The organism is Sphingobacteriales bacterium (assembly GCA_016699615.1).
Lineage (GTDB): Bacteria > Bacteroidota > Bacteroidia > Chitinophagales > JADIYW01 > JADJSS01.
In genome coordinates this window covers 1947444-1960150 of the sequence record CP064984.1, presented here as the reverse complement: position 1 = coordinate 1960150, position 12707 = coordinate 1947444, and the positions used below count along the sequence as shown (strand labels likewise).

The 12707-nt window shown below is 29.7% G+C and carries 11 protein-coding genes; 2 read left to right on the top strand and 9 right to left on the bottom strand.

Annotated features, from left to right (window positions below; genetic code table 11):
* The first annotated feature begins 6 nt into the window (after window positions 1–6).
* Window positions 7–339 (top strand): hypothetical protein, encoded by a 333-nt coding sequence (locus IPK18_09320; protein QQR97089.1) that lies wholly within the window; start codon window positions 7–9, stop codon window positions 337–339.
* Here the strand turns inward: IPK18_09320 and IPK18_09315 are convergent.
* Both IPK18_09315 and IPK18_09310 read right to left on the bottom strand, forming a co-directional pair.
* Window positions 336–1166 (bottom strand): septal ring lytic transglycosylase RlpA family protein, encoded by an 831-nt coding sequence (locus tag IPK18_09315; protein ID QQR97088.1) that lies wholly within the window; start codon window positions 1164–1166, stop codon window positions 336–338. The two genes, IPK18_09320 and IPK18_09315, sit on opposite strands and share 4 nt — an antisense overlap.
* A 67-nt stretch (window positions 1167–1233) precedes the next feature.
* Window positions 1234–1881 carry a dienelactone hydrolase family protein gene (locus tag IPK18_09310; GenBank protein QQR97087.1) on the bottom strand — a complete coding sequence of 216 codons (648 nt, stop codon included), beginning with the start codon at window positions 1879–1881 and terminating at the stop codon, window positions 1234–1236.
* 122 nt (window positions 1882–2003) lie between these two features.
* Between IPK18_09310 and uvrA the strand changes: the two genes are divergently transcribed.
* Window positions 2004–4886, top strand: a complete 2883-nt coding sequence (gene uvrA, locus IPK18_09305) for an excinuclease ABC subunit UvrA (GenBank protein QQR97086.1) — start codon at window positions 2004–2006, stop codon at window positions 4884–4886.
* Between the two features lie 12 nt (window positions 4887–4898).
* On the opposite strand, the gene IPK18_09300 is transcribed toward uvrA, so the two are convergent.
* From IPK18_09300 to IPK18_09270, 7 genes are all read right to left on the bottom strand, one after another.
* Window positions 4899–6257: a hypothetical protein gene (locus IPK18_09300; protein QQR97085.1), complete on the bottom strand. Its 1359-nt coding sequence runs from the start codon at window positions 6255–6257 to the stop codon at window positions 4899–4901.
* Window positions 6258–6456: 199 nt separating this feature from the next.
* Window positions 6457–7038, bottom strand: coding sequence for a hypothetical protein (locus tag IPK18_09295; protein ID QQR97084.1), 582 nt, complete (start codon window positions 7036–7038; stop codon window positions 6457–6459).
* A 35-nt stretch (window positions 7039–7073) separates the two neighbouring features.
* Window positions 7074–9419 carry a PDZ domain-containing protein gene (locus tag IPK18_09290; GenBank protein ID QQR97083.1) on the bottom strand — a complete coding sequence of 782 codons (2346 nt, stop codon included), beginning with the start codon at window positions 9417–9419 and terminating at the stop codon, window positions 7074–7076.
* 435 nt (window positions 9420–9854) lie between these two features.
* On the bottom strand, window positions 9855–11144 hold the full coding sequence (gene amt / locus IPK18_09285) for an ammonium transporter (GenBank protein QQR97082.1): 1290 nt from the start codon (window positions 11142–11144) through the stop codon (window positions 9855–9857).
* 19 nt (window positions 11145–11163) lie between these two features.
* On the bottom strand, window positions 11164–11502 hold the full coding sequence (locus IPK18_09280) for a P-II family nitrogen regulator (GenBank protein QQR97081.1): 339 nt from the start codon (window positions 11500–11502) through the stop codon (window positions 11164–11166).
* 17 nt (window positions 11503–11519) lie between these two features.
* On the bottom strand, window positions 11520–12368 hold the full coding sequence (locus IPK18_09275; GenBank protein ID QQR97080.1) for an outer membrane beta-barrel protein: 849 nt from the start codon (window positions 12366–12368) through the stop codon (window positions 11520–11522).
* Window positions 12356–12655 carry an outer membrane beta-barrel protein gene (locus IPK18_09270; protein ID QQR97079.1) on the bottom strand — a complete coding sequence of 100 codons (300 nt, stop codon included), beginning with the start codon at window positions 12653–12655 and terminating at the stop codon, window positions 12356–12358. The genes IPK18_09275 and IPK18_09270 overlap by 13 nt, the downstream gene beginning before the upstream one ends.
* Window positions 12656–12707 lie beyond the last annotated feature (52 nt).

Genomic DNA, 12707 nt, shown 5'->3' with positions numbered 1-12707 from the left:
ATTGATATGGAAAATATTTCATCATATTCTCAACACTTTGAAGATTGGAATAGTAGAGAACTTAGCGACCAACTGATATTGCAAGATTTAATGCAATATAAAAAGGTAAATGAGAACGAAGCTAAGGAAATTTTAAGTACTTATAAAAAATCTAAAATTGAGAAAAGACAGACTTTAGGTTTTATTGCAGCAGGAATTGGTGCATTTTTATGTATGCTTAGTTGTATTCTTACACTTATTGGCGTTCTTCCAGAAATGAGAGGATTAATCTTATATGGATTTACTTCTTTAGGTATTACTGTAATTGTATTGGGTTTGTATTTAATCTTTGAAGATTAGTATTTTACAACCTCACACTGACTAAATTCATTATTTAGTTTTAGCTTAAATGCATCTGCGTAAGCTCTATTTTGGAATTTACCAATCGTCAATTTCATTGCTTTTTGTCCTTCAACCTCAATCTCTTCATAGAATAATGGTTGTTTATGCTCAGCTTGTAGTTTCTTTATTAGATTTATAATTTCATCTAGGTTGTAGAATTTACCTAAATCGATACCATACATTCCTACATTAGTTTTGTCTAGTAATGTTGCCATGTCATAATAATTTCTATGAATAGCATCATTATTACTGTTATTTGAAACATCTTCTTTTTTATCACTGTTATCTTTGGGAAGATTTTCTTTTTGTTTATCATCTACTGTTGGAATATCTTTCCAAGATAGTTTTTCTTGTTCAGTATAAGTAGATGCCGTATTATTTACTTCTTTATTTTTAAATTCTGCAACAAGTTCATCTTCATTATTTTCATCTTCATTCACAACTTCAACTTTCACATAAGTAGTACCTTTATTTCTAAAACCCAATAATTCTGCTGCTTTTGTAGACACATCAATAATTCTACCTTTTATATATGGTCCTCTGTCATTTACTTTTAATATAACAGATTTGTCATTTTGAGTATTGGTTACTTTTACTATTGTACCTAATGGCAATGTTTTATGTGCTGCAGTTAATTTATATTGATCGTATTTTTCGCCACTTGCAGTTGGTCTTCCATGAAAGTACGTTCCATAGTATGAAGCAATACCATATGTTGTGTTATTAGCAAACACATGCAAAGTAACAATTAGACAAAGAATAAATAGAGTGATTATATTTTTCATAACTTACTATATTTAATAATAGAACAATTTTTGGTTTTTTGTTCAGTGCAAAATTACGTGGCAAGTGTTAGCTTAGTTTTAACTTGTCAATTAGTTGCATTAAAGGTTGAGTTAGAATTTTATGTCCGCCTTTGTAAAAAATATGTGAAAACTTTAAATTTACATTATTATATTTTTTCATAATTGTGTCCAAAGTATCTTTTTGTACAAATTCATCTTCATCACCAATCAATGTGAAAATTTTTGCTGTGTGAATTTTCTCTGAGTTTAAAACTTCATCTGGAATAGAACTTCCCCAAAATACTAATGTCTCGATAGGATGTTTTGTATTCAAAAACCACCTTGCAACTGTAGAACCACCTTGTGAAAATCCTAAAACTACCAATTTTCTGACCTTATGTAAATTAAATGTAAGAAAAACATTATCTAAGTATTGCATATAGTCTAAAATCTCATTTTCTCTATCTTCAGTAGTCATCCACGATGCACCTACTTTTCCAGAAAGTCCATTCAAATAAAATCTATTTAACGCTTCTGGGGCAATAACAAAATGCTTATCTGCATCTAAATCTGAGAATCTTTGAATAAATTTTTCTGACAGATAACCATAACCATGAGCTACCAACCAAACTACATCTGCTTTGTCTATATTATTTCCATAAGTATAAACTCTTGCATGTTTTGTAATTGGCAAATGATGTACATTAGCTTTCATAATTTAAAATTATAAAAAAATGATGGACAAAAATTGTTAATTATTTACATCTATTGTTAAGCAAATCCTCAAATACAGATTAGATTTATAAAATTTCGCTATTTCATAGTACATTTGCTACCATGCATCAATTACCACAAATCGAACAAGAAGAGCTTACACATATCAATGTTTTGGGTGCCAAAGTACATAATTTAAAAAATATTGATGTACAAATACCAAGAAACCAATTTGTAGTGATTACTGGATTGAGTGGAAGTGGAAAATCTTCTTTAGCATTTGATACAATTTTTGCAGAAGGACAGCGAAGATATTTGGATAGTTTTTCTACATACCTAAAAAATTTTGTTGGCAATGTAGAAAGACCAGATGTTGAAAAGATATCAGGATTGTCGCCTGTAATATCTATAGAGCAAAAAACCACAAATAGAAACCCAAGAAGTACAGTAGGTACAACAACAGAAATATATGATTTTTTACGATTGCTTTTTGCCAGAGCTGGAGAAGCTTATTCTTACAACAGTGGGAAAAAAATGGTGCAATTTTCTGAAGAACAAATTATTCAACATATCCTAAAAAATTTATCTAACCAAAAGATTGCAATACTTGCGCCAGTTGTGCGTGGTAGAAAAGGTCATTACAGAGAATTGTTTGAAGAAATAAGAAAGAAAGGTTATTTGAGAGTAAGAATAAATGGCGAAACTCAAGAGATAGTACCTAAAATGCAAGTGGATAGGTATAAAATTCATGATATTGAAGTTGTTATTGATAGACTGACTGTACAAGAAAAGGAATTACAAAGAATTAGAAAATCGATACAAGATGCTTTAAAATTAGGCGATGGACTTGTGTTTATTGAAAATTTAGACACTAAAGCTATTAGTACATTTAGCAAGACACTAATGTGTATTGACACTGGCATTTCTTATGAAGTTCCATCTCCAAATACATTTTCATTTAATTCACCGTATGGTGAGTGTCCAGCTTGTCGTGGTTTGGGGGTTTTGAAAGAGCCGGATTTGAATAAGATAATTCCTGACAAAAATAAATCTATAGCAGAAGTTGGCATAGTACCTTTGGGTGAAGTGCGTGACACTTATGTATTTAAGATGATTGATTATTATCTAAAAAAATACAAAGTAAATTACAACACACCAATTAAGAATTTCCCAGATGAATTGTTGCAAATCTTATTGTATGGTAGTGATGATAAAATTAAGATTGAAGCTAAAGAAAATAAAGACCGAAAAACTGATGCTACTCATTGGAGTTTAACTTTTGATGGTGTATTTCAACAAATTAAAAAAACAATAGAAGACAGCAATCCAAGCAACTCACTTTTGAATTGGGCAGAACAATATATATCAGAAGTGGAATGTAGTACTTGCCATGGTACAAGATTAAAAAAGGAAGCACTGTGGTTTAAAATTGACAAAAAAAACATAGCTGATATTTCTACCTTAGATATTGCTGAATTGTATGATTGGATAACACATTTAGACAAAAAACTAAATGGCAACCAATTGATGATAGCAAAAGATATTTTGAAAGAATTGAAAGATAGAATTGGCTTTTTATTAGATGTAGGCTTAAACTATTTGAATATTGATAGACCAACAGGCACACTTTCAGGTGGTGAATCACAGCGTATACGTTTGGCATCACAAATTGGTTCGCAATTGATGGGCATAACTTATATATTGGATGAGCCGAGTATTGGATTGCATCAACGAGACAATCATAAACTGATTACATCACTTAGAAACTTGGCATCTATTGGCAATACTGTGTTGGTAGTTGAGCATGACAAGGATATCATGCTGGCATCAGATTATATTATTGATTTAGGTCCTGCTGCTGGCGAACATGGTGGAAAAATTATTGCTCAGGGCAAACCAAAAGATTTTATTAAACAAAAAACAATTACTGCTGGCTATTTAAATAATACGATACAAATTGAAATTCCGAAGGAAAGAAGAAATGGTAATGGCAATTTTATTGAACTAAAAGGTGCATCTGGCAATAATTTAAAAAACATAGCTATAAAAATACCTTTGGGTACACTTACAACAATTACTGGCGTTTCTGGCTCTGGCAAATCTACTTTGGTGTATGATACTTTGTATAGAATTTTGAATCAGCATTTTTATAGAACACCATATCAGCCTATGCCATATAAAAGTATAAGTGGATTGGAACATATTGATAAAGTAATAGAAATAGATCAATCGCCAATTGGACGCACACCAAGAAGTAATCCTGCAACATATATTGGTGTTTTTGATGCTATAAGAAATTTATTTTCGAGCTTGCCAGACAGTCAAATACGTGGTTTTAAACCTGGTCGTTTTTCTTTTAATGTACAAGGTGGTCGTTGTGAAGAATGCCAAGGTGGTGGAATGAAATTAATAGAAATGAATTTTTTGCCTGATGTGTATGTAGAATGTCCGAGATGCTTAGGAAAAAGATATAACAGAGAAACATTAGAAGTAAAATACAAAGGAAAATCTATCTACGATGTATTGGAAATGCCTGTAGAAGATGCTGTAACTTTCTTTGAACATATACCACAAATCTATAGAAAATTAAAAACATTGAATGATGTTGGACTTGGCTATATTAGATTAGGACAATCTTCTACAACATTGAGTGGTGGCGAGGCACAGCGTGTAAAAATATCAGAAGAGCTGAGTAAAAAAGATACTGGAAATACTTTTTACATATTAGATGAACCTACTACAGGTTTGCATTTTCAGGACATCAAAGTATTGTTAGATGTTTTGCAAAAATTGGTAGACAAAGGCAATACTGTAGTCATTATAGAACATAATTTAGATGTTGTAAAAATTGCTGACTATGTTATAGATATTGGTCCTGAAGGTGGAAATGCTGGTGGCTATGTAGTTGCAACTGGCACACCAGAAGTCATTACGAAAAATAAAAATAGCATTACTGGAAAATTTCTGAAAGAGGAAATTGATAGCTTAAAAAAACAAACTAAATAAATTTATTCTATTTTATAATGCTTTTATAAAATCTTCTATTAAGGTTTTTATCTTAGAAACATCAGTAGTTGGTTTTAATGGAAAGAATTGAAAATGGTCTGATTTTGGATTCCAACCACCAGAAAAACAATTGCTTGCGCCACTGCACATTATTTTTACTTTATTCTCATTACTCACTTTTACTACAGTTGCTTTCTTTAAATCTGCAATACTTATTGATGTAGTGTAGACAGTTGAGTAAGTATTATAAGTAAAATTTACATTACCATTCTCTACTTTTATATTTCTATAAATATCTCTATTAAACTCTAATAAATATTTATTTAGATTATCTAATGCTGTTTGGTAATTTCCTGAACCATTTACTTTTGATTCTGTATTAGAATCTTCGCCTTCAGAATATCCCATTAAATATGCAAACTCTTCCCAATAATCATCGTCATCATCAGTAGTTTTTTTGTTGGTTTCTGTAGTTTGTTTTACATTATTTGTGGTGGTTGATGTAGGTTTATTTTTACATTCTGCTAATGCATTATTTAATAATGTAATTAATTCTTGTGTATTGAATGATGTATTTTGTGAGAATGACATTTGCTCGTGTTTGGAATTTGTATATGTTGAAAACACACAATTTCCACTTTTGCATTTCACAGCTACTTTTGTGCCACTCATTACTTCAACAGCTTTATCCAAATCATTAATATTTGCTTCGCAATATTCGCCAGATTTAAATCTAGTATAAATTTTATTGCCCACAACTTCTAAATAACCATAATATCCATTATCAAATGTTTTTAGATATTTATTTAATTTTTGTAATGCTGTTTGACTGTTATAATTATTGCTAGTAGTTGTTGTAGAAGTATTGTTAGAACTATTCATTTGTTTTTGCATTTCTAACCTTTCTTTTGCTGCCTTGCTCAGGTTATCATTACTAGAATTATTGCTGTATGTATTGTTATTTGTTGATGCGTTTTCATCTATTATAATATCATTTTTTTCAATATCAACTGTTATTTTAATGCTTTCATTTTTATCCCAATTTTTATTTTTTTCATAGACACAATCAAATGAATAGCCATTATTTTTTGTACGTGCTTCCCATTTCCCATTGTATAATGCGTAGATAGTTGCTTTTAAAGTTGCATTGTCTTTTGGTATAGAAAATGTAGCTTCATTTAGTAATTCTTGATTTTTAATTTTGCTTTCTCCAACTTTTACACCATTGCGTTCTAATACTAATTTAGAATCATATGTGAATCCAGCTTTAGAATTTATAAAAATAAATTTGAAAGTAACATTTACATTTCCTTGTGCGTGTACTGTGTATGACAATATTATGCACGCTAATAACACTAGTAGTTTTTTCATTTTATAATGTATTTAACAATGAATTAGATTTTTAAAATTACAAATATTATACCAAAATAATACAACTTTTTCTGTTAAAGTATTTATATTTTAAACTTTATAAATTCAATTAAAATAGAATATAAATATTTGCTTAAAATAAAAAAAAGGGAATTTATTATAATTTATTTTATATTTTAAAACTACTTTAAAACAAATATTACTTTATTCTTTTTCCACCTTGAGCTTTTTTATTTGTACTATTTGTATTAGAATTGTTACTATTAGGTGTGGTTGATTTTTCCAAATTATATACATCTATGTTAGATTTGTAACTATTTATTTTTTCTTTTTCCGCAGCATAATCTATGTTTTCATCATCGTCTGCTTCATCTTGGCTTATATAACTATCATCAATAATTACTTCTTGTTTGTAAATATCAACTGTTATTTTAATTGTTGCATTTTCATCCCAATTTCTATTTTTTTCATATATACAATCAAATCCATAATTATTTTTAACAATACGAGCTTGCCATGTTCCTTTATTAAATGCATAAAGTGTAGCTTTTAAAGTTGCATTTCCTTTTGGTATAGTAAAAGTAACTTCATTTAGTTTCTCCTGATCTTTAACTTTACTTTCTCCAAATTTCTTTCCATTGCGTTCTAGTACAAGCTTTGTATCGTAAGTAAATCCTTTGTTAGAATTTATAAAAATGAATTTGTAGGTAATATTAACTTTTTCTTGAGCGTGTGCAACATATGACAATATTATGCACATGTATAAAAGTAGTTTTTTCATATTTTATATTTATAGTTTTTAAAATAGTTAGATTTTTATTTTATGATTTTTACTTTCACTTTATAAAATATAGTAGAATATTTTTCGTTCGGAAATTGGATAGTGCCATAATAAGTTTCATCGCCATTATCGATAAGTGTTGCTTCAACAGTTCCTATTTTACCAATAAATTTTTTGTTTTGTGTATAATATTTATCTGATGTAGAAATATCTACCACTTGCACTTGCGTTGCTTCCTCAATAATATCCTTACCTGCAAAAATATCAGTCACTGCTTTTTGGCGCATTTCAGATTTTTCATACGTTTTATCTTCCATTATTACTTTAGATGCTTCTTGTGCTTCTTTGTATGCTGCATCAGTTGCTGCTTTTAATTCTGCATAAGATGGTCCTGTAGATTTGGGTTTCCTTTCTGGTAGTGTGTAATTGAAATTTGTATTTACCGAATATCTATGTGTGTTAGTAAGTGCATTCGCTAAGTCTTCAGCACCAGATTCATCCATGTTTTTATGAAATTTAATACCAATATATTCAAAACCAAATTTTTTGTAATAAAATTCATATTTATCTAATAGATCATTTAAATCGATATCATCTACTTCTCTATCTGGTGGACCAAAAATAGTAATAGCATTATATTTGTATTTATTTGAAACTTCTGTAGCATCTTCATTTTTGTATTGAATTATCACGGCGCCTTTCCATTTATTTTTACTAGCCCATTCTGCATGTTCTTCAGCTAATAGCTGTTGTTCTTTCTCTCTAATTTTATCTTCTTCTATTCCTTTTAGTATTGCTAGATTGTTTTCATAGCTATAATAATTTATGCCGCTAGTTAAAGCAGCTGGTACGCAAAAATACAATCCATCTTGTACATCAAATTTTACACCCTCTGGTAACCAAATATTATATGCAGTGGGCAAATAAATGATGTTGTAGACTTCTTCATCAATACCATAAAAGTGCACTACACGATATGCTTCATACGGATATTGCTTTTCATTTTTATCTATAATAGCTCTGATTTTTTGAGGCGTATTTAAGTGTACTGGCTTATATTTCATATCGCACAAGGCAAACAGTTTATCCAAATCTGCATCCGAAATATTATACATTTTTCCTATTCTCTGTTTTTCTTCATTCGTTATTTCTACCATTTTAGATTTAAAATCCAATTTTAAATGATGTAAATAAACTCTATTGTTTTCTACTCTAAATCTTTCGTTTGCAAAACCAATGCTTATATCGTCGAAATATTTATCGGCTTTCCAAATTCCTTTTTTTTGTGTTCCATTTGCATACGTATATATTCCGTTACCTTCTTTTTTCCCATTTACATAATTGCCTTCAAAACTATCGCCGTTTCTGAATTTTTCTTTTCCAAAACCATTCGTAACATAATTGTACTTATTAAAAGAATTATTTCGTTTTTCAACAGATCCTTCATAAAATTCAAATCCATCTTCTGCAATAAATTTTGCATTACCAATTATATTTCCATCTTTGCAATTACCTTTAATAGTGTAGCCATTTATGTTTTCGATAATGCATTCGCCATTATCACAGTCAGATGAAATACAAACAAATTCTATGGTTTTCACATTCACTTTGTCAACGGTAATTGTTTGAATACTATTGTTGCGTAAAACTTTAAATGAATTATTGGTAAAAGCACTTTCTTTAAAAATTTGTGCTGCTTCTAATCTTGTTTTGTTTTTAATATTTTGTCCATTAAATTCTATGATAACATCATTGGTTTTAATACCAGCTTTTTCAGCAGGGCTCGATTTAATTACTTTTAGAACCACTAATGAATCTGAATTTTTTGGTCCGAATCTAAATCCAAAAGAATAGTTTTCATTTTTTAAAGAAATTGATGGTTTGTAATATTCATTAGATAATGGAGTGGTAGAAACAGATAGTTTATTGGTCACTTGGAAAAAGCCTTTTCCGTTTGTCGCTAATTTATCAGGTGGTAAATGTGTGTTTAGTTCATTAGGTACATACATCAAATATAAAATATCATTTGAGCTGGTGTACTTAAAACCACCATCACTATAACCTATCAACTCACAAACTTTATACATGATATAAGCTACATCTGTATTTAATTTATTTGTTGGATGATTGCGATAGTTTGTACTTTCAATTATTTTTTCTGCTTCATCTGTTTTTATACTAAGTGCTTTTGCAATTATTTTTAACTGGCTTTTGTCTAATAAACTCCAGCGTCTTGCTGAATAGTTGTTGAAATTTTCAATATCACTTACATAATATTTTGTTTTATCTTTTATTTCCTGTGCAAAAGATAAATTAGTAACAAGTAGTAATATTATTATCCAATATTTTTTAGTCATTTGTGTATGTTTTATTTTTATCATCTAACTTGTATTATAATTTAATGGATTATTTTATATTTCAAGAGTTTACTTTATTGGTATAATATTCAAACCCAAAAATAACCTAACTATATGCTGTTGCAAATCAACTTAGAAAGATTAAAAGTATAGCAATTGTTTTTTTCATAGTTGGTTTATTTCTAGTAATTCTATTTTATAATAAAGTTATGAAATTATAATACAATAATTATACCCAAATTTTAGTAATTTTCATTTTATTAGATATCTATTGCTTGTAGTTAAATTGAATATATAATATAAACTATTTTTTTATCTTAAATTCAAATAAATTCCAATACAAGTTTAAATCAAATAATTATTATTGATTGTACATTTAGTAAAAAACAAAAGAGGTTGTCTAAAAAGACAACCTCCTCACATAATAGCTAGTAATAAGAAATCTTATTTAAAACTATTCTACATGTTTGTACCATCAGCTGGATTTACTACAAAGTTTGGATAAGCAACCATTCCATGCTCTGTTGTATCCATTCCTTGTATTTCCTGTTCTGCTGGTATTCTTAAACCTAATGTGTATTTAATAATCAATAAAAATACGGCCGAAAATACTATACAAAACACAGCAACTGCTCCAACACCAATTAATTGAGAAACAAATTGAGCTGGACTTGCTAATGCTCCGAAAATACCTACTGCAAGTGTACCCCAAACTCCACAAACTAAGTGTACTGAAAGTGCTCCAACTGGATCATCTAATTTTAATTTTTCAAATAAGAATACACCTAATACTACTAAAGCGCCACCAATTCCACCAATAATAATTGCTTCTAATGGTGACATTTGGTCTGCACCAGCTGTAATAGCTACTAATCCAGCTAGACATCCATTCAATGCCATTGTTAAATCGTGACTTTTTGTAAATGCATATGATACAATATCAGCTACAATTATACCAGTTGCGGCTGCTAAGGTAGTAGTTACTAATACTAAAGAAACTAAACCTGGATCTGCACTCAATACTGAACCACCATTAAAACCAAACCAGCCTAACCAAAGTAACATTACACCAATCATAACTAATGGAATATTGTGTCCTGGAATTGGAATAGCTTTCCCATTTACATATTTACCAAGTCTTGGGCCGAGTAAGAAAATTGCAACTAATGCGCCCCAACCACCTACTGAATGCACAAGTGTAGAACCAGCAAAATCATAGAATGGTGTTTGCAAATCTTGCAACCAGCCACCGCCCCATTTCCAGCTACCTACTATTGGATAGCATATAGCTACATATATTGCTGAAAATACTAAGAATGATGATTCTTTAATTCTTTCTGCTACAGCACCTGAAATAATTGTTGCTGCTGTTGCAGCAAACATAGCTTGAAACAAGAAATCTGTCCAATAAGTATATCCTGGATTGTATGCTGATGTTGTGCCTCCGTCTGGTAGACTTATACCAAATCCTGCAAATTTAAAGAATCCTGCATCTCCGTCTTCAAAACCTGGATACATTAGATTAAATCCTGCAATATAGTATGTAATTAAACCTATTGCTAAAATCATTAAGTTTTTAAACAATATATTTACTGTATTTTTTGAACGTGTAAGTCCAGATTCTACTGTAGCAAAACCTAAGTGCATTAGAAATACTAATGCGGTACATAACATCATCCAAAGGTTGTTTATTGTAAATAGATTACTACTTACACTTTCTGTTATTTCTTTTATATTAGTTGGTTCCATAATATCTTTTTTTAATTAATTAAACTGCTTTTTCGTCTGATTCTCCAGTTCTGATACGTATAATTTTTTCTATATCGTAGACAAACACTTTACCATCACCTACTTGTCCTGTTCTTGCAGTATTTGCAATACAAGTCATTACTTCATCTACTTTTGAATCATCTATCAATAACTCAATTTTATACCTTGCTATGTAACCCATATCATATACTGCACCTCTGTAAGATATTGGCTTGCCTTTTTCTATACCAAATCCACGTACTTCGTAATAGGTAAAGAAATTAATATTTATTTTTGAAAGTTCTTCTTTCAAACTTTCAAATTTTGTTGCTCTTATTATTGCTTCTATTTTTTTCATAAATATTATTTTAATTTTTAGAATGTAAATATGGTTGCCATTAGAAGTCTGTACTGTAAATTGCTTCCATTTCCTTTTCTATCTAAGAATACTTTCTCATCTGCATAGTCTAATCTAAATTCTGGTTTTACAATTAAGAAGTCACTTATTGTAATGCTACTTGTTAAAGTAACATCTACAAAGTTTTTAGCAGCACCAGCTACATATGGCATTGCATAATCATTGTTATTTGCATATCCTAATCTCAATCCCAATCCTACATTGTCTTTAAGATTGTATTTTCCATATAAATATGTGGTAAAATATTGTACACTTGATGCATCATCGCCTTTTGCTAATTTTTGTCTAAATCTATGCCAAGCAAAATCTAAAGCCATTGAACCTTTGCTTTCTTTACCTAAAGTAGCTAAACCTGTAAATCCTAATGATGATTTGTAATTTTTAAATGGAGATAGTGTATCATGTGCATTTGTTTCATTACCACCTACCCAGTTTAAGTAGCCACTCACTTTATCGCCAGTGTATCCTACTTGAGCACCAGCATATTTATTTCTATCATTATCAGATTTAGTATCTGTATCATTAAAGAATCCTGTTAAGAAATTAAATTTTCCTTTTGTAAAGTTTGCTTTCAAACCTGTGTGATAGAATGGTCCATTTTGAAATGCTAATGAAGTTGAATAATGGAAGTTATTTTGTGGTTCAATTAACTCATATCCAAAGAATGTACTAAAGTTACCTAGTGTGAATTTTACCCAATCAGCTGGTGCATAAGACATATACAACTGTTTGATAGCAATAATAGAGTTTGCATACAATGTGTTGTTTGCAGCCTCAGCTCTTGGTCCAAAGCCTATGTCAGCCATAAACCCAATTTTTTAATTTCTTTTGATAGCATAAAATTAATCATGCCCAATTCAAATGAGTTTGCTTTGGTTGGAAAAGCTTCATTTAGCACAGTGTTAGTTTGTTTTGGAATAAAGTTTGTTTGAACATAGGCATCTACTGAACCTGAAAAATTCAAAGGTAGTTTAGTCTGCCATTTGTCAATTTTGTCTCCTACTGATAATGTTGTAGAATCTGTTTCTTCTTTTGAGTTTGCATGGATGGTTATTAATAATCCAAATACAAATAATAAAACTGTTTTTTTCATACGCAAATTTTTAAAATTATTAATTATTTGCAAGTTTATGTCAATTTTTACT